Origin of the sequence: Algoriphagus sp. SE2, assembly GCF_039563885.1 — a bacterium.
In the GTDB taxonomy this organism is placed as follows: Bacteria; Bacteroidota; Bacteroidia; order Cytophagales; family Cyclobacteriaceae; genus Algoriphagus.
The window spans coordinates 148,583-167,296 of the sequence record NZ_JBCLWJ010000009.1; the positions used below are offsets into that span (position 1 = coordinate 148,583).

The 18,714-nt window shown below is 41.5% G+C and carries 13 protein-coding genes; 11 read left to right on the plus strand and 2 right to left on the minus strand.

Annotation, left to right across the window (positions count from 1 at the left end; translation table 11 throughout):
- The first annotated feature begins 49 nt into the window (after positions 1–49).
- From AAGF08_RS12460 to AAGF08_RS12510, 11 genes are all read left to right on the plus strand, one after another.
- Positions 50–2,509, plus strand: a complete 2,460-nt coding sequence (locus tag AAGF08_RS12460) for a CehA/McbA family metallohydrolase (RefSeq protein WP_343511519.1) — start codon at positions 50–52, stop codon at positions 2,507–2,509.
- A 27-nt stretch (positions 2,510–2,536) separates the two neighbouring features.
- On the plus strand, positions 2,537–4,291 hold the full coding sequence (ggt, locus tag AAGF08_RS12465; protein ID WP_343511520.1) for a gamma-glutamyltransferase: 1,755 nt from the start codon (positions 2,537–2,539) through the stop codon (positions 4,289–4,291).
- A gap of 230 nt (positions 4,292–4,521) precedes the next feature.
- Positions 4,522–5,826 (plus strand): APC family permease, encoded by a 1,305-nt coding sequence (locus AAGF08_RS12470; protein WP_343511521.1) that lies wholly within the window; start codon positions 4,522–4,524, stop codon positions 5,824–5,826.
- A gap of 45 nt (positions 5,827–5,871) precedes the next feature.
- A complete protein-coding gene (locus AAGF08_RS12475) occupies positions 5,872–7,188 on the plus strand; it encodes an APC family permease (protein WP_343511522.1) in 1,317 nt (438 codons plus the stop codon).
- Between the two features lie 120 nt (positions 7,189–7,308).
- Positions 7,309–9,342: a S9 family peptidase gene (locus AAGF08_RS12480; RefSeq protein WP_343511523.1), complete on the plus strand. Its 2,034-nt coding sequence runs from the start codon at positions 7,309–7,311 to the stop codon at positions 9,340–9,342.
- Positions 9,343–9,363: 21 nt separating this feature from the next.
- Complete coding sequence (locus AAGF08_RS12485) at positions 9,364–9,900, plus strand: DsrE family protein (RefSeq protein ID WP_343511524.1); 537 nt, start codon at positions 9,364–9,366, stop codon at positions 9,898–9,900.
- 9 nt (positions 9,901–9,909) lie between these two features.
- Positions 9,910–10,368, plus strand: coding sequence for a nuclear transport factor 2 family protein (locus AAGF08_RS12490; protein ID WP_343511525.1), 459 nt, complete (start codon positions 9,910–9,912; stop codon positions 10,366–10,368).
- Positions 10,369–10,442: 74 nt separating this feature from the next.
- Positions 10,443–11,114, plus strand: a complete 672-nt coding sequence (locus AAGF08_RS12495) for a hypothetical protein (protein WP_343511526.1) — start codon at positions 10,443–10,445, stop codon at positions 11,112–11,114.
- A gap of 328 nt (positions 11,115–11,442) precedes the next feature.
- Positions 11,443–11,925, plus strand: a complete 483-nt coding sequence (locus AAGF08_RS12500) for a (2Fe-2S)-binding protein (RefSeq protein WP_343511527.1) — start codon at positions 11,443–11,445, stop codon at positions 11,923–11,925.
- A 5-nt stretch (positions 11,926–11,930) separates the two neighbouring features.
- Positions 11,931–14,156, plus strand: coding sequence for a molybdopterin cofactor-binding domain-containing protein (locus AAGF08_RS12505; protein WP_343511528.1), 2,226 nt, complete (start codon positions 11,931–11,933; stop codon positions 14,154–14,156).
- A 55-nt stretch (positions 14,157–14,211) separates the two neighbouring features.
- Complete coding sequence (locus tag AAGF08_RS12510; RefSeq protein ID WP_343511529.1) at positions 14,212–14,403, plus strand: hypothetical protein; 192 nt, start codon at positions 14,212–14,214, stop codon at positions 14,401–14,403.
- A gap of 89 nt (positions 14,404–14,492) precedes the next feature.
- Here the strand turns inward: AAGF08_RS12510 and AAGF08_RS12515 are convergent, their stop codons facing one another.
- Entirely contained in the window at positions 14,493–15,236 is a 744-nt protein-coding gene (locus AAGF08_RS12515) for a hypothetical protein (protein WP_343511530.1), read from the minus strand.
- Positions 15,237–15,283: 47 nt separating this feature from the next.
- On the minus strand, positions 15,284–18,535 hold the full coding sequence (locus AAGF08_RS12520) for a S41 family peptidase (RefSeq protein ID WP_343511531.1): 3,252 nt from the start codon (positions 18,533–18,535) through the stop codon (positions 15,284–15,286).
- Between the last annotated feature and the right edge of the window lie 179 nt (positions 18,536–18,714).

The window sequence follows — 18,714 nt, forward strand, 5'->3', positions numbered from 1 at the left end:
CTCATTTTGCAGAGCTATTCTCTTCAAATTAACCCTTGACTAATAAGAAATGCGATTTAATACTCAATCTTTTGCAATAGTACTGATTTCAGTTTTAGCCTTTTTCATTTCTTCCAATGTGGCAAATGCACAGTGGACTAATCGATACAGCAAGCTCAATGACTTTGGACATCATGTATATCTGGAGCAGCATGAACTTCCTATTCTCGCCTACGGCCCAACAGACCCGGCCCCCGCTCCAGACGGAAAACATCTTGCAATTGCAGCACGAGGATGGCTCTGGAACTTGGATCTGGAGACGGGTAAAGCCGTAAGACTGACCAAAAGTCCGGGAATAGATTCACGTCCCCGATGGTCCCCCGATGGCAATAAGCTGGCATTCGTCCGGGATGAAGGGAAAAATACGGCAGTAATTGTTTTGGATTTGAAAAGTGGAGCAGAAATCCGGATTGATACCGAAGCCATTGAGTTAGATCCGGAATTTTCAGCCAATAGCGAGTCAATCTATTACTCTTCCGGTAACAGTGGTTCGATCAATCTTAGACGAAGAAATCTTACAACAGGAGTGGATGAGCAACTTACTGATTTAAGACAAGTGGAGCGTAATTCGCGACTTCTAGCAGATGGTAAAAGTCTCATGTACCTTCATGGCCTCGGTGCGAATCGTGTACTTCGCATAAAAGACATGGATTCTGGAACAGACACGATTGCCCTGGAACAGACTTTGACTTATCACTTCACAGCTGATGCCCATCCTGATCAGCGACTGATTGTTTTCAGTGCTCCGATCGACAATGATTACCACCTTTGGACCATGGATTTGGACGATCCTCGGGTGAAAAACCGACTTACGGAAGGAGCTGCTTTCGCATTGACACCAGCATTTAGCGCAGATGGAAACCAAGTTTATTTCGTTGAGTTGGACGAAAATCGCCAGTTTCGATTGATGCGGATTTCTACCTACGGCGGATTGCCTGAACAGGTCATGATTTCAAATTGGGATCTGGGTGAAGCAAGTGGCAGTTTGACTGTTCAAGTTAAAGATGCAGCTGGTAAGCCAGTCACTGCACGAGTTTCAATTGTACGGGAAGATGGATCTCCTGTCGCTTTCCATAAGGATGCTACCTATGCTGATCCACAGACGGGTCGTCATTACTTTTATATAAAAGAAAAAGCAGAATTCAATTTGCCTACTGGAAATTATGAGATATCGGCTGCTCGCGGTCCCATGACATCCGCAGTAAAATCAACCGTTTCAGTTGAAACCAATACTAAAAAAGAAGTAAGCCTTAATCTCGTGCCTATTTGGGATGCATCAGCAGCAGGGTATGTTTCAGCTGATCATCACGTTCATCTCAACGGGGACGGGCACCATCGCGCTACACATGCTGATGCACTTCGAGTAGTAGCTGGTGAAGATCTTGACTTACTTGCCCCGATGTCCTGGAATAGATGGGAAAGACGGATTGATGCTTCCATTCTTGGAAAAGAAACGATCCAAGATGGACGTATCATCGACCAAAGCCAAGAAGTACGCTCGCATTTCCATGGTCATGTAAGCTTACTTGGTCTTGACAAGGCTTATTCCCCTTGGTTTTGGGGACCTACAAATCCAAAACTCGGAGATCCAGATCGAAGCAATGGTGAGGTGTTGGATTTTGCTGATAGCATGGGAGGATTTATGACCTATGTTCACCCTATAGAAATAGACTCTGATCCTTTTGACCAGCTGGAAACCGGTCCTATTCCCATCGAGCTAATTTCAGATGCAGTCCTAGCCGACCAGATCGGTATGGAGATGGTTTGCGCCTGGACAAGTCCTCTAGGGAACAGTGAGGTTTGGTATCGTCTGCTTAATATCGGACAGCAGGTTGCTGCCATGTCAGGGACAGATATGTGGGTGGATTTTCACCGAACGATGGCTGCAGGAACAGGAAGAAACTATGTTCGTCTTGAAGGAGCTGAGATGTCTGCCCAGTCTGTTCTTGAGGCAGCGATGGCTGGTAAAGGATTTGTTACCACAGGTCCTGCCTTGCTTTTTCAGGTTGGTCAGGATGCTCAGCCTGGCGATGTGATTGGCAACGGAAGGCAAGATTGGAATGCTACTCTAGCCAGCACCAACGATATAGATGTAGTAGAACTTATAGTCAATGGAAAAGTAGTTGAGAAATTAACTGGAATAAAAGCGGGAGAAACCCGACAATACCAAGGGAAAATCGTCCTTCCTGAAGGTGGATGGATAGCGATCCGTGCCTATTCCAGCGAACTTAAGGAAGATACTTGGCCTACCATGCATGCTAGGCCATTTGCCCATAGTTCACCTATTTGGATCAATGCTATTGGCAGTACCGATCCGATGGCCCGAAAAGCCGCCGCTGATGATCTGATTCGAGCCATAGACGCTTCCGAAAAAATTGCGAGAAGGTCTTACGGCGAAATAAAGATAGACCGAATGCTGGGTCGATTTGAAGAAGCTCGTAGAAAATTGAAAGGAATGATGGACAACTGATTTGTAGTTAAGCTTCAATAATAAGAAATGGCACTTCCCGAGAAATTATTACCTAAAACACTATTAAAAACATTTTCTGCCTTAGAATTTATGAACCCTAGAATCAAGTATTTCCTATCTCTATTCGCTATTCTCATCTTAACAGTTGAGAAATCGATAGCACAAACCTACGGACAAAATGGAATGGTCGTATCTGACCATTATTTAGCCTCTGAAGTGGGAGTTGAAATCCTAAAAAAAGGAGGAAATGCCATTGATGCTGCCGTCGCAACAGCATTTGCTTTGGCTGTCACGCATCCTGAAGCAGGAAATATCGGAGGTGGAGGATTTATCGTTTTCATGAAATCTGACGGGGATGTGACCACTTTTGATTTCCGTGAAAAAGCTCCTTTGGCAGCAAGTCCCACCATGTTTTTAGATGAAAACGGTGAAATCAAAGACAATTCTAATCACCGTGGATTACTTTCCGTTGGTGTTCCCGGGACTGTTGCAGGTCTCTATCAAGCACATCAGAAATATGGAAAACTACCCTGGAAGGATCTGGTAAACCCTGCTATTAAACTTGCAAAAAAAGGATTCCCCATGTCTTGGGGATTGTATCGAGTTGCCACTAGAATTTCCGAAGCGGACGAATCCTGGGACATCATGAAAAACTACTTTAGAAATTCTAATGGTGAGATTGTGGCACCAGGGGAACTTTGGAAGCAAGCAGCTTTGGCAGAAACCTTAACAGAGATCCGTAATCATGGAAGAGATGGATTTTATAAGGGGAAAGTAGCGGCAGAAATTGAAGCTTACATGAAAGCCAATGGAGGAATCATCACTCAAGAAGACCTTGCCAAATACGAGGCAGTAGAAAGAAAGCCTGTTAGTACTACTTTCGATGGGTATGAGATTTTTTCAATGCCTCCACCAAGTTCAGGAGGTGTGGCATTGATTGAAATGATGAACCTGATGGAAGCTGCGGATATTTCGGATGTTGAATTCAACTCCACAGCTTATGTGCATTTGGTAGCGGAATCTATGAGAAGGGCATTTGCGGATCGGGCGGAATTTTTAGGTGATCCTGATTTTAATCCTGAGATGCCCATAGACAAGTTGATTTCAAAAGATTTTGCAAAAGCAAGATTTGAAAACCTGGATTTAAAGCATGCCTCGAAAAGTGATTCTTCAAAATACGGACAACTCTATGGCGGAGATCACACCACTCATTTTTCAGTGACTGACAAAGATGGAAATGCTGTTTCCCTTACTTACACCTTAGAAAATTCTTACGGGGTGAAAATGGGCTCATCCAAATTGGGTTTCATTTTCAATAATGAGATGGGAGATTTCAATCCGATCCCAGGGGTAACCACCTCCACGGGGTTAATCGGCTCCAATCCAAATCTCGTGGCTCCGGAAAAACGAATGCTTTCCAGCATGACTCCGACGATTGTAGCTAAAGATGGGAAACCCTATTTAGTGATCGGAAGTCCAGGAGGAAGAACAATCATCAACACGGTATTTCAGACGGTATTAAATGTTTTGGTTTATGATATGCGGATAGACCGTGCTATCGAAGCGATGAAGATCCATCATCAGTGGCTTCCAGACCAAATCCTCTATGAGCAAAATTTACTTTCTCCTGATACCAGAAAAGCCTTGGAAGAAATGGGACATACTTTAAGACCAAGAACTAATCTTGGTGTTTTGATGGGCATTACCTATGATCCGGAATTAGGAACATGGGTAGGGGCTTCGGATTCATCGAGTGAAGACGGAGGAGCAAGAGGGTATTAGGTCAGTGAACAGGAAGCACTGTGCAGTGGGCAGTGAGAAGATTCGAAATTTGAAACGTCATTGCGAGGAGGAGGAACGACGACGCGGCAATCTCGCATTGATAAAAGGAGGCTAGAGGATTATAGAAAAATCAAGGGAAAAGCTTGAAACATGAGTTGAGAGATAAAAAAGTTAAAGTGGGCAAACATTAGAAAAAATAAATAAGAATTAATCAAACGTCAAATACACGAGTGGAAAGCAAAACAGGGTTAAAAAGGGAAATTGGAGTCTGGGGACTTTCTGCCAACATCGTCAATATCATTGTTGGCGCAGGAATATTTGTGTTGCCCGCCATTGTAGCGGAAATCATGGGTTCTACAGGTATCATAGTTTACCTTTTTTGTGGATTCTTGATTGCTCTGGTGATGCTTTGTTTTGCTGAAGCAGGAAGTAAAATCACCCGGTCAGGAGGTGCTTATGCTTATGTGGAAACGGCATTTGGTCCTTATACTGGTTTTTTAGCAGCCATCTTTATGGTCACTGGAAGTGTGTTTTCTGATGCTGCAGTTGCTAATGCATTAGTAGAATTAATAGGATTGGCTTTTCCTGTTTTTACAGACCCAGTCAATAGATTCCTCTTATTACTAGTCTTTTTCTCAAGTTTGGCGCTCCTAAATGTCATTGGCGTTAAACAAGGAATCGGCTTGGTTAAAATCAATACGGTTGCAAAACTCACGCCTATTATCTTGTTGATATGCTTTAGCTGGAAGGATGTTTCATTTTCGAATTTGTATTGGGAGTCGGCTCCTTCTTTGGATCAATTTGGACAAGCTTGCTTGATTTTATTCTTTGCCTTTCAGGGAGGTGATGCAGGATTATCAGTCGGAGGTGAGATCAAAAAGCCACAAAAAACAGTCCCTAGAGCGATTTTTATAGGTATTCTGTTTGTATTAATCCTTTACGTCTTAATTCAAACTGTTGCACAAGGAGTGATGGGAGATTCACTACCTGAAAATAAAGAAGCGCCTTTGGCAGCAGTAGCAAATATTGTTTTTGGCCCTATTGGATACACAGCTTTATTGGTGGGAGCTGGAATCTCTATGTTTGGCATGTTGAGCGGAGAAATACTGAACATGCCAAGAGTGATTTTTGGATTGGCAAGTGATCGAATAGTTCCAGTTGACAAATTAGCTGCCATTCATTCAAGATTTAAAACCCCGTATTTAGCCATCTTATTGTACGCGGGACTCGGCTTCACATTGGCAGCCCTAGGTGGTTTCCGTCAACTCGCTGTAATCGCATCTGCCAGTATGCTCTTGGTGTATTTTGGGGTTTGCCTCTCTGTCATTTGGTTGCGAAAAAAGCAGGCTTCCAAACCTGGAGATTTTAAAATCCCATTTGGACCAGTGGTTCCTATTTTATCATCACTAATTATCCTGTTTTTCCTTTCCAACTTGACAGGGTATGAAAAGACAGGTCTTACAGTATTCTTTGTTGCTTTGACAGTCATTTATTTCCTTATAAAAGCCGTCAGAGATAAAAAAACAAAATCCTAAATCAACATATATTTCACAGATCCAATCCTAAATAATTATGAATTAATGAAAGACCCCCAAATAGACCTAAAACGAGAGATTGGAATTTTAGGTGTAGTTACCAACGTACTAAGCATCTCTATTGGAAGTGGAATATTCCTCTTGCCGGCTTTGGTATTTGTTATTTTGGGCAATGGAAGTATCCTAGCATATGTTTTTTGTGGTCTGATCTTTTTAGGTCTCGGGCTTTGCTTTGCAGAAGTGAGTAGTAGAATTTCCGATACTGGAGGGATGTATGTTTATATTGAACGGGCTTTTGGTCCTCTGGCAGGTTTTCTTGCCAATATTCTATATTTATTTGGAGTAGGTGTTTTGGCATGTGCTGCACTACTTAATGCCATGGCAGATATCGCCTCCACCTCTTTCCCGATTTTTCAGGAAGGTTGGGCTAGAATTCTATTTTTCTCTGTGATTTTAGGAGTTATATCTTTCCTCAGTGTTCGGGGAATTAAAGACAGCATGGTCTTCGTGAAACTGCTTACTTTTTCCAAGGTTTTGGCAATTATAGCCCTTGTGATCTTTGGACTTTCTGCTTTAAACCTCGATAATATTTCATGGAAAGGTTTTCCTGAATTTTCCAAAATCGGTGAAGCAACACTTCTCTTGATCTTCGCATTTCTTGGTGGTGAATTAGCATTGAGTATCGGGGGTGAAATGAAAAATCCCAAGCGGACAGCTCCCATTGGATTTGTGATAGGGATTTTCGGAGTTGTATTGATATTCTGTCTGATCCATTTGTCTGTTCAAGGAGTACTTGGCCAGGCTCTGATCGAAAATCAAGAAGCTCCACTTGCAGAATTAGCCAAAAGTTTGGCAGGAAATACTGGGTTTCTTCTAATCATTATCGTCTCTTTTATCGCAGTATGGAGTACATTCAGTTCCATTTTTTTGCTAAAGAATAGGATATTATATGCCGGAGCCGTAGATGGTATTTTGCCTAAAATATTCGCAAAACTTCATCCCAAATATGGTACCCCGGCATTAGCGATTCTTTTTTTAGCAATTTTAGAATTGGTGATTGCGAGTACGGGGAGCTTCAAGTATTTGTTGATTTTGGTCACAGCCGTATCTATTCTGATTTATATAGGAGTAATTCTGGCCTTTTTCAAATTTAGAATAGGCGAGAAAAACCCAGGTCCTGAAGTATTTAAAGTAAAGGGGGGATATATCATTGGCACCTTTGCCTTGATTGCTTTGATGTGGGTTTTTTCTCGATTGCAATGGACAGAAATTCAGGGAGTCTTTATTTCTCTCGGAGTTCTTATCTTCATTTACTATTTCCTTAACTTTTTAAAAGTCAAAAGAAAAAGAGAAATACCTTAGTTTTTTTCAAAAACAAATAGGCAATACTATAAGGAAAGTATTAAATAAATTTATAAACATTGATCTAAGCACAAGTTAAAAACCACAATCCCGATTCAATTCTTTAAAAGAAAACGAAATATGAAAATCAAAATTTCCCTAGTTGTTATCCTTGCGATCTTTGTAAGCTTTCAGCTTAATGCGCAGCAAAAAACCAATTTGGAACTAACAGATATCTTCGATCTGGAATATGTAACAAATCCAAGTATCTCACCAGATGGAAGCAAGGTGGTTTATGTCCGAAACTTCAAAGACATCATGACAGATCGGGATTATTCCAATCTCTGGATTACAAATATCGATGGGACACAAAACCGCCCTTTGACCCAAGGTAATCACCGAGACTTTGGACCTGTTTGGTCTCCTGATGGAAGCAAAATTGCCTATCGTTCCAATAGTCAGGATGATCGGGTAAAGCTATTTGTTCTTTATCTTGATACAAGAGAGTCTGTGTCCCTGACTAATTCAGCCAATGCACCCGGCTCGGTAAGCTGGTCACCGGATGGACAAAGCTTGGCTTTTACCCAGTTTGTTCCTTCTAACCCCAAATCATTATTGACTATTCCAGCAAAACCTGCCGGAGCAGAGTGGAATGCTTCTCCGATTTTTATTGATGAGTTGAATTATCGAGGTGATGGTGCAGGCTATTTGAAGCCAGGTTATCAACAGATTTTCACGATAGGATTAACTGGCGGAACCGCTAGGCAGTGGACTTCTGACGATCAGGATTATGGATCGCCAGTTTGGTCGGTAGATGGAAAAAGCCTGATTTTCTCAGCTAATCTTCACGAAGACAATGAGCTGGTTCCCAACAATTCGGAGATTTACCAGCTTAGCTTGGTAGATGGAAAAATCACAGCCTTGACCTCCCGTTTTGGACCAGATGGAAACCCAGCTATCTCTCCAGATGGTAAACAAATTGCCTATATCGGTTTTGATGATACGTTCCAAGGTTACCAAGTTCGAAATCTCTATGTGATGAATGCAGATGGCTCCGGAGTGAAAAACCTCACTGAAGATCTTGATCGCAGTGCAAGCAATCCCCAATGGGAAGCAAACGGAAAAGGAATCTATTTCCAATATGATGAAAAGGGAGATACGAAAATTGGACATGTTGCATTGACAGGTAAAGTCAGAACAGTTGTAGAAGGGCTTGGTGGATTGGATTTGGGAAGACCATACAACGCCGGTTCCTATTCGGCTTCTTCCAACAATCGTTTTGCCTACACGCTTGGAGGTGGAGATCATCCGGCCGATTTAGCCGTTTGGGTGGACGGTACAAGCAATCGAATTACCTCGGTGAATGATGACGTATTTTCATATCGGGAAATCGGAAAGGTAGAAGAAATCTGGTGGAAATCCAGCTATGACCAGAAAGACATCCAAGGCTGGATCGTGACTCCTCCTAATTTTGATCCAAGCAAGAAATATCCTTTCATCTTGGAGATACACGGCGGGCCATTTGCAATGTACGGCAATTCCTTCTCCTACGAAATCCAGCAATATGCAGCAGCTGGTTATGTAGTGCTTTATTCAAATCCAAGGGGAAGTACGGGATATGGAGCAGAATTCGGAAACTCAATCCATCACGACTATCCCAACCATGACTACGAAGATTTGATGTCTGGAGTAGATGCGGTGATTGAGAAAGGCTATGTAGATACTGTAAATCTCTTTGTAACTGGAGGTTCTGGAGGGGGAGTATTGACTGCTTGGATCGTTGGAAAAACAGATCGATTCAAAGCGGCTGTAGTGGCTAAGCCCGTTATCAACTGGACCAGCTTTGTTTTGCATGCAGATGGAGCTGCCTTCTTTGCTAAGTATTGGTTTGGGGCGATGCCTTGGGAAGATATTGAGAATTATTGGAGAAGATCTCCACTTTCGCTAGTTGGAAATGTAAGCACTCCTACCATGCTTTTGACTGGTGAGCAGGATTTCCGAACCCCAATTTCCGAGTCTGAACAATATTATGCTGCGCTGAAGCTCCAAGGAGTAGAATCAGCGATGGTTCGAATTCCCAATGCCTCCCATGGATTAGTCAATCGTCCAAGTATGCTAATGAGTAAATCAGCTTCAATTCTAAGTTGGTTTAATCACTATAGAGACCAGAAATAAATTCATTTAAATACATTGCCTATGAAAAAGTGCCTGTTTTCAATAATTAGCTTGGTTGCTTTCATAGCAATGACGCAAGCACAAGGAATTGTTTACCCGGCTATTCAAGGGTATGGTGGAGTTGAGGAAGTTCCATTTGAAACTATCAAACCGGATCCAAATCAACAATACAAATTCGTAGTAGAATTCGACAAAAGAATTGAAGACAAAAAAAAGATTTCGGGTGATTTAGACTATGCAGCCAGGATGTATAATTTGCATATTTATGCTGGTGTGCCAAAGGAAAATCTTGCGTTTGTATTTGTTGTTTTTTCAGGTTCTACTCCAATTGCTCTAAGCAATGAAGAATACAAAAAGCGATTTGGTGTAGCCAACCCAAATGCTGAAATATTAGAGGAGTTCAAGAAAAATGGAGTAAGAATCATCGTCTGTGGACAATCAATGATGAAGCAAAATCTAGAGCCTAGCATGATCTATCCCGGAGTTGAAATGGCAGTTTCAAGATTTACAGCAACTACAGATCTGCTGAACAAGGGGTACTTATTGTTTGTCCTATAAGTGAAAGCCATGAAGATCTCAAAGGCAATACTAATTTTATTCTTACAAGGGTGTCTATTTTGGATACCCTTGGATTTATTCGGGCAAGAGGCTGAAATTACTGAAATCCAATCCCAAAGAGAGTCCTCCAATTTAGCACTTAGAAATTTTAATGAAGAGCTGAATAGTACTTTCCTTACAGATGACGTTTTGATCACCACAGGAGCAGGAACTTTACTGTCTGGAAAAGCTGAATTGATGGATTATATAAAAAATGCAACCGGTCCTCGGATGTATTGGGTAAGAACTCCAAATGAGATAAAAGTGAATCCTGAAACCAAGTTGGCCTGGGAAACTGGTACCTGGAAAGGGTTTGTAGAAGGATCTACAGAATCAGTCGTAGGTGGAAAATATTCTGCCCAATGGACAAAGAAATCGGGAACATGGTTGATCCAGTCCCAACTGTTTGTGACTTTACCAATTGAATAGCATGGAACAAGGCGAGAATTCCAAACCAACAGCACCAATCCAGAAATTGGAAATCCTATTTCAAGGAATTTTTTATGCTCTTTCTAGCGGTTTTTTGTGGATTTCTTGCTGAAAACTACCGGGAGTCTTTGACTAATGAAACCATAGAAAAAGAATACATATTATCTTTAGTCGAGGACCTGAAAGTAGACACAGCAAATCTGAACAGCTACGTTTCATTTAAAAAGGTGAAAGGCCATTTGATGGATTCTTTGGCAATAATGCTAGTAAACAGAAATCATCACCTTTTTGGAAATCAGATTTATTACTTAGCCAGACAAGTTTTTTATGAAAGCCCATTTGTTTATTCAGATGGAACTATTCAGCAACTAAAAAATGCTGGAAACCTTCGCTTGATCAAAAAACGTGTCATCGTAGAAGAATTACTCAAATATGAGAAACAGGTAAAAGTATTAATTGATTGGGAGGAAAATGAAAGCCTTACTAAATCCACTTTTCGGGAAATGGGTGGAAGGGTTTTTGACTCTCAAGCACTAAATGCCACAATGAATGATGAGATGAATTTTGTGGTCCCGAAAGATAATCCTCAATTGATCACGGACGATTTCCAAACGCTGAATGAGATGGCTTTCCAAGTTCATTATTTGTCAAAAATGTGTTTTGGAAATAGTAAGCGCGCTGCTTCACTTCGAACCAGTGCTGTCAATCTATTGGGATTGATTGAGTCAGAATATAAACTGGACTAGCTTTACTGAACCTAAAAAAAAGAATAGATCAAGAATTCAGGTTTCTTTCCCAAAACCCTATGAGTAAGGCTTCTTTGATCAAGGAGTTGTTCATACTCTTCCCAGTAATCATTTAAGTTTTTTAATTTTAAGTAAAAGTAAACCTCCAGAAAGTAAAGTGGCACATTCATAGTGGCAAAGTATAGATTGGAGCATTTAAATCAAGACTAGGAGCATTTGATGGCATATAAAACACAACTTGTTTAAGCACATCAATTTATTTGAGCTTTGGAAACTCGGTGAAATCCCGGAAAATACTGATATTGATAGTATTACCATAGAATAGACTATGATTAAACTTACCATTAACGGAAAAGATCATTCCGTAGATGCTCCCCAAGGAATGCCTTTACTCTGGGTAATTCGTGAACAATGTGAGCTAACAGGAACAAAATTCGGCTGCGGAATAGCCCAATGTGGAGCTTGCACCGTACACATGGATGGAAAGCCTATACGTTCTTGCATCACACCTGCTACCTCGGCAGAAGGCAAAAACATTACCACGATAGAAGGCATTGCACCTGATGAAAGAACTTTGCACATCGTTCAGCAAGCCTGGATCACTGAGCAAACTCCCCAATGTGGCTATTGCCAATCCGGTCAAATCATGTCTGCAGTGGCTCTTTTAAATGAAAACCCTGCACCTTCCGATGAGGAAATCGAACAGGCCATGTCTGGAAATATCTGTCGTTGCGGCATGTATTCCAGAATCAAATCTGCCATAAAGCTTGCGTCTGAAAATCTTCAATCTTCTTCTAATCCTAAAACTTAAAAGCTATGAAAAAATGGACTAGAAGAGCATTTATCAGTGCGGGAGTATTAGCTGGAGGTACCTTGGTATTGGGAATAGCTATCCGACCTGGAAACAGATCTTCCAAAGTTGCCGGATTTATTGCCGACGAAGGTGAAACTGTCATGAATATTTGGCTAAAAATCTCCCCCGACAATACAGTCACAGCCATAATTCCCCATGCTGAAATGGGACAAGGAGTTCATACCACTCTAGCGATGATGCTTGCTGATGAAATGGATGCAGACTGGTCAACCGTTCGGTTTTTGGAAGCTCCGGCTCATAAGGAATATGCAAACTTTACATTTCTCAAAGGCTTTATTGTTGGAAATTCAGAACTTCCCAAGTTTTTGGATGAGTCAATCAATGGTGTATTTCTAACTGCAGTAAAGTCCTTAAATTTTCAAATTACTGGGGGATCTGCCTCTGTAAGGTTTACAGGACAGCAAGCAATGCGAATAGCAGGTGCAGCTGCAAAATCCATGCTTCTTCAAGCGGCTGCCGAGTCTTGGAAGGTTCCGGTAGCCGAACTAAAAGCTCAAAACAGTAGGATTACTCATGAGGCTACCAAGAAGACAGCAACTTATGCGGAACTGGCCCCTGCTGCTGCCAAGATAAAAAAGCCAACTCACCCAAAGTTAAAATCCCGGAATGAGTTCACCATCATAGGCACTTCCAAACCAAGGTTTGATATTCCTGAAAAAGTCACGGGAGAAGCCCAATTTGGAATAGATGTCGTACTTCCTGAAATGAAATATGCCACCATTAGATCCTCTCCTGTTTTTGGAGCAAAGGTAAAATCAGTAGATACTTCAATTCCATCAGCTATATCTGGGATTCTAAAAATTATTAATCTTGAAAATGCTGTGGCAGTTATTGGTGATGGCTACTGGCAGGCAAAAACAACACTTGATAATTTGGCTATTGAGTTTCATACTACAGAAAATAACACCTTAAGCCAAGATCAAATTATCTCTGGATATCGCAATGCAATGACTACGGATTTGGCAGATGGAAATCTAGATACCCATTCGAAAAAAGGAGATGTTTCTGCTGCCTTTGAGGAAGCGGATTCTATTATAGAAGTTGAGTACCAACTCCCATTTTTAGCACATGCTACAATGGAACCCATTAACTGTACAGCCTGGGTTCATGATGGGAAATGTGAGCTATGGTGCGGAAGTCAAAATCCACTCGGAGTCAGAGCAGAAATTGCAGACCTACTTGACTTCGATCCTGAAAATGTGATCGTTAACAATCAGTTGCTCGGTGGAGGTTTTGGTCGTCGATCTGAGTCAGATGTGATGAAGCAGGCAGTTTTGATAGCCAAGGAGGTTGATTTTCCTGTGAAACTAATCTGGTCCCGAGAAGAAGACACGCAGCATGATGTGTATAGGGAGGCGACTCTCAGCAGAATAAAGGCTGGATTAGATCAAGCAGGGAATCCGATTGCATATGATCATCAATTTATATTTAAGCACCATCCTCCAGAGGCTGCAGATATTCCTTATGATGTTCCGAATCAATTGATCAGATATTCTAGTCCACCCTCTTATGTCCCCTGGGGAAACTGGAGAAGTGTGGACCATTCTACACATGGCTTTTTGACCGAGTCATTTATAGATGAGCTGGCCTTCGCAGCAAAAAAGGACCCACTTATATTTCGAAAGAACTTAAGTAAGAATAATTCAAGGTTTCAAGCTGTTTTGGATTTAGCAAAAGAAAAGTCCAACTGGGAAAAAGCTCTTCCTTCTAATTGGGGAAGAGGGATAGCAATCGCTCAATCTTTTGGGACTATCGTGGCGGAAGTGGCTGAAGTAGAAATTACCGTCGATGGAAATGTAAAAGTCCATCGGGTTGTTTGTGCAGTTGACGCTGGCTTGGTAGTTCATCCAAATGGATTCATTGCTCAAATGGAAAGTGGAATCATTTATGGTTTGTCAGCAGCAATGACAGGAGAAATTACCATTGAAAATGGAGCTGTGTCCCAAAATAATTTTCATAATTATCCAGTGACCAGATTGAACGAGGCACCGGTAATCGAAACCTATATTATCAATTCTGACAATCCTCCAGGCGGGGGTGGTGAACCCAGCACTCCCGTTATAGCCCCAGCTGTGACAAATGCTATCTTTAATGCAACTGGAAAACGAATTCGTCAATTGCCGATTTCTAAAAATGATTTGAAAGAATCGATTCGGCAAACTACATAATGGATTTTCTGAAAAATTCAGAAGAAGTTTATATTAACCAAAAAATTAAGAAATCATGGGAATGTTTTGGGATTTATTACAGCAAAGCGAAATAGAAGATCAAAAAGAAAAGGCAGTTTCTCTAGAGCAGCGCGTTCTTTATTTAGAGGAAGAGCTTGAAAAGACCAGACTCTTGTTAATAAAAACCTTGCACTTACTCGAAAAAGAAATCGGGAAGGATATTGATGGGGATGGAAAGTTAGGATAAACCTAACCAAGAATTAAAAAATCAATGGTTGCGTTTAAAAAAAACTAATAAATACTTTATCTCCTCGGAAAACTTAGATAGAATAGTTTTCAGGTAAGATTTAATTGGTAAAACCATGCTGAGAAATCCTGCCAGAAAGGAAATTTATAGAATGTGAACAAAGAAATATGATAAATCAGGAGCAGGGCTAAGACTATCAGAAAAACATCTTTCCTATGGTGTGTTTTCCAATCCCAAATAGCTAATCCAATCACCAAAATATCCGCTAATAAAAACCCGAAAAAGGGAACAACTGGAAACCCTTCCAACTTTGGCGCAAACTCAACCATGGGGGAAATGTACTTGTAAATAATCCTGTCAGTAATGGGAGTGAACAAGGGGAAAATCGTACAAATCATGTATCGGGCATGAGTGAACCGGTCTTTTCGAAAATAGATGCCAAGTCCGTAAATAATCAATAAAATAACCGATGCGTTAAGCATAAGGGACATGGAAAAATAAGTTCCGAAATTTACCTCTGGACTCTTTCGTATTGTGGCATGAATCAGAAGAATTGTTGATACGAACAAAATTGGGAAAATCAGATAGGATGCCTTTCCAACAATTGTATGAATCCTATATTTTTTGATCCTAATCAGGATAGCTTGGGCGATCAACATCAGACACCATAAAGTCATGAATACCCCATGAAAATGGACGTAAAATGTCATCTCCTGACCCAAAATCGAAAAGTAATTACTCCAAAACGCAAGTAATATAAATACAAAGAAGGCGATCAAATAGATCGCACTTCTTTGATATAAAGCCTGATTTAAGTTTAAGGATTTTGGCATAAAATTAAACTATTCCGATTTCTGGCATTTCCGAGAACTGCTAATTATCAATTCTTTCCATTTTTAAAGCTTTTGTCGGGATAAGCTGGCGCCTGAGGGACAGGTCTTGGATCGGATTTGATTAATTCTTTCAAATGCTCGATAGCAGCCTCCAGCTGCGCATCTTTTCCTTCGAAAGTTGCTTTCGGTAAATTGATCACTTCGATATCTGGAATAAACCCGACTCCTTCGATGAGCCATTCTCCCTCTTCTCCGTAAACGCCATTCATCGGCGCTCGGGCGATTCCATTGTCAGTAAGTGTATTCGAACCTGATAGCCAAACTTCTCCACCCCAGGTTCTAGCTCCAATTGCTTTACCCATGCCCAGTCTTCGGAAGCCTTCTGCAAAAGCTTCTCCATCAGAAGCGGTAAACTCATCAACCAGCAAGACCAAATGACCTCGGAAGGCATACGGCATATTCCAATAGGGTTCACCCGTTCTACCTTTCCAGTAGAAAAACACCTCGCGCATCAACTTTTCCAGTATAAAGGAATCAATATTCCCTCCACGGTTTTGGCGCATGTCGATCACCAAGCCTTCCTTTTTAAACTGAGGATAAAAGTCCCGATACCACTGCCCAATATCTCCCGAGGTCATTGCTCGAAGGTGGACATAGCCTAAAGCTCCATCAGATTTAGCCTCTGTTTCTAATCTTCGGGTATATTCCCATTCGTTATAGCGAAGATTTGATTCTGCTCTAGCGGTCATCGGCTTTAGAATCTGATCTGTTTTGGCATTGCCATCTGCAGAAAGAAGGGAGATTCGAACTTGCTTACCTGCCTTGTCTCTCAATAAATAATAGAGATCTGGAACTTCCATCACCGCCACTCCATCAATATGTGTGATGACATCGCCTTCAGAAATAGTCAAATCCGGGTGGGCAAGCGGCGACATCTCATCGGGATAATCTGGATCAGACAAGTAGATATGATCAATCGAATAGCCTCTCAATTTTTCATTTCGACTAAGTTTTGCTCCAAGCATTCCAAAATTGATGTTGTCTTCCCCATCTCTCAAATCACCGCCTCTCACAGAAGTGTGGAGGACAGAAAGTTCTCCCACCAGTTCTCCGATCACATCCGAAAGTTCAGCTCGAGTAGTTACCCGATCCACCAAGGGAAGGTACTTCTGGTACATTGCATCCCAGTCCACGCCGTGCATATTGACATCATAAAAGTAATCGCGCTCCATTCTCCAGGCATCGGTGTAGATTTGCTTCCAATCCTCCCGAGGATCAATGGAATAAGTCACTCCACTGAAGTCAACTTTGGTTTTGGACAAGTCAGAAACTGGCGAGGTACCCAATTCCACGACAGAATAATTTGATCCGCTTCTGACAAGGAGGTATTTATTGTTAAGCGAAACAGTATAGTTTCTGGCATTTTCGATAAAAGCTTTTGGTTCAGGCTTGTTGGAAATCGGTACCATCATGAGTGGTGCTTTGTCATTGCCACTAGCACCTGCACCATAGATGACACCCATTCCAGTACCAATTTCATGGTAATAAATGGCCTTATCTGTCACTATAAGATTGGTATAATTCCCTGCCGGAACAGGGACTTCCCGAAGTCTAGCCTGAAGCCCATTTTCTTCAATGGTCACCGTTACTTTTTCAGGAGTTTTTTCCGCTTCTTTTTGCAGTTCATTGTTGAAAAAGAAAGGAGAAACCAAGCCAGGCTTTAAACCGATTTGATAGATTTTCATCTGCTTTTCCCAGAAAGGTTCTGGCTGACGTGTACCCCAAGGGCTACCTATCACAGATTGGAAATTACGATCAGAAAGAAAGTACAACCAATTTCCGTCTGTACTCCACTGCGGGCTTAGACTATTTGCCCGATCAGAAGTCATAGCAATTCGCTTCTTGCTGTCGATATTAAAGGCATGAATTTGCGAAAATGTATTGCTTGCCGCTTGTGCATAGGCCAGCCATTTGCCGTCGGGAGACCAAGCCATACTCGAGGTGATATCTTCATCTGAATCTGTGACTTTTATCTGAGATCCTGTGGCTTTATCCATCACCCAAATAGTCTGATTCAAATCCCGATAGGCTATTTTTGATCCATCTGGAGAAGGAAGCATATCAAACTTCAAGGTGGTCCCATTCTTGGATACTTGCTTTCCTTGATCCATTCCTAGACTGTTGTACTCATGAATTTCAAACTCCGAACTTTCATCAGAGAAGGTTAAAATCGACCTCCCGTCAGGAGAAAAAATCGCATCTCGATAGCGAACTCCATCTTTTCGACTGAGGCGAACGGTTCGTCCCTCTTTTACTGGAACAGAAAATACCCGGCCACGAGTAGTCATTACCACTCGTTCGCCATCATTGGAAACTGCCATAGCACTTAAATAAGACATGGGGTTATCCACCCATTTTTCACGGAGCTGATCAAAGTCTGAGATAAGCTGAATGGCAATGGTCTTTGCATTTTCATTTCCTAAATCCATCAATTTTAGATCTGCCCCAACCCGATAAACCAGTTGATTTCCAGAAATCGAGAACTCCCGCACGTCGTAGCTTGGCTCTTGGGTGATTTGGGTAAGAGAGCCCCCATTTTCATCCATGCTCCAAACATTCACGATGCCATCGCGAGAAGACAGGAAATATACTTTGCCCTGATGTGGCACTGGATGATGATCCTCGCCTTTGTAGTCTTTAGTCAGTTTTACTGCCTCAGCTGCTCCTTCAGTATACTTCCAAAGTTGACGAGCAGTTCCTCCTTCGTAGCGTTTGGTGACGTTATTGTGGAAAGTCGGCCGAACAAAAAAGTACGTAGAACCATCTTCAGAAAAGCTTCCCTCAGCTGCCATTTCCAATGGAAGAAGTGTTTTCTCCCCATTTGCCACATTAACCGTAATTGTGTTGAGTTTCGGAAGAGTAGAATATTGGTTAGTGACATAGGCAATTTCCGTCGCAGATTTCCAAGCCGTGGGAATCGAGGACGAAGGTTCAAAAGTCAATCGCTTTGGAAGCCCACCAGCGATTGGCATCACATAGACTTCAGTAGGTCCTTCATAACTGGCAGCATAGGCAACCCATTTCCCATCTGGAGAAATCTTTGGATCAGATTCATCACCGGGATGTGAAGTCAATCGTACGGCGTTTCCACCGGAAGTAGGCACTCTCCAAATATCACCTTCGGCGACAAATACCAATTGATCTCCTTTGAAATCCGGATGCCTAAAATAGCCTGGAGTAGTTTGGGCAATAGAAAAATTGCAAATAAGGAGTAAAAGAGGAAGAAAGAATTTTGACATGGTTTCTAGATTTTATCAGAAAGTACTCAATCTAACTGATCTGCTAGAATTCCCCATGCCTTTGGTATAAAATTCAATGGAAGCAATTTTTGAGAGGTTTTACAAAAGGCATCAATCCAAGCAAAGAAAAAATATAAAAAATCTAATAAAGATGTACTTTATCTAAGTTTCATCTCGTA

Coding starts and splice junctions, on each gene's coding strand:
- AAGF08_RS12460 (WP_343511519.1), top strand. CDS start 50: ATGCGATTTAATACTCAATCTTTTGCAATAGTACTGATTTCAGTTTTA.
- ggt (WP_343511520.1), top strand. CDS start 2,537: ATGGCACTTCCCGAGAAATTATTACCTAAAACACTATTAAAAACATTT.
- AAGF08_RS12475 (WP_343511522.1), top strand. CDS start 5,872: ATGAAAGACCCCCAAATAGACCTAAAACGAGAGATTGGAATTTTAGGT.
- AAGF08_RS12480 (WP_343511523.1), top strand. CDS start 7,309: ATGAAAATCAAAATTTCCCTAGTTGTTATCCTTGCGATCTTTGTAAGC.
- AAGF08_RS12485 (WP_343511524.1), top strand. CDS start 9,364: ATGAAAAAGTGCCTGTTTTCAATAATTAGCTTGGTTGCTTTCATAGCA.
- AAGF08_RS12490 (WP_343511525.1), top strand. CDS start 9,910: ATGAAGATCTCAAAGGCAATACTAATTTTATTCTTACAAGGGTGTCTA.
- AAGF08_RS12495 (WP_343511526.1), top strand. CDS start 10,443: ATGCTCTTTCTAGCGGTTTTTTGTGGATTTCTTGCTGAAAACTACCGG.
- AAGF08_RS12500 (WP_343511527.1), top strand. CDS start 11,443: ATGATTAAACTTACCATTAACGGAAAAGATCATTCCGTAGATGCTCCC.
- AAGF08_RS12505 (WP_343511528.1), top strand. CDS start 11,931: ATGAAAAAATGGACTAGAAGAGCATTTATCAGTGCGGGAGTATTAGCT.
- AAGF08_RS12510 (WP_343511529.1), top strand. CDS start 14,212: ATGGGAATGTTTTGGGATTTATTACAGCAAAGCGAAATAGAAGATCAA.
- AAGF08_RS12515 (WP_343511530.1), bottom strand. CDS start 15,236: ATGCCAAAATCCTTAAACTTAAATCAGGCTTTATATCAAAGAAGTGCG.
- AAGF08_RS12520 (WP_343511531.1), bottom strand. CDS start 18,535: ATGTCAAAATTCTTTCTTCCTCTTTTACTCCTTATTTGCAATTTTTCT.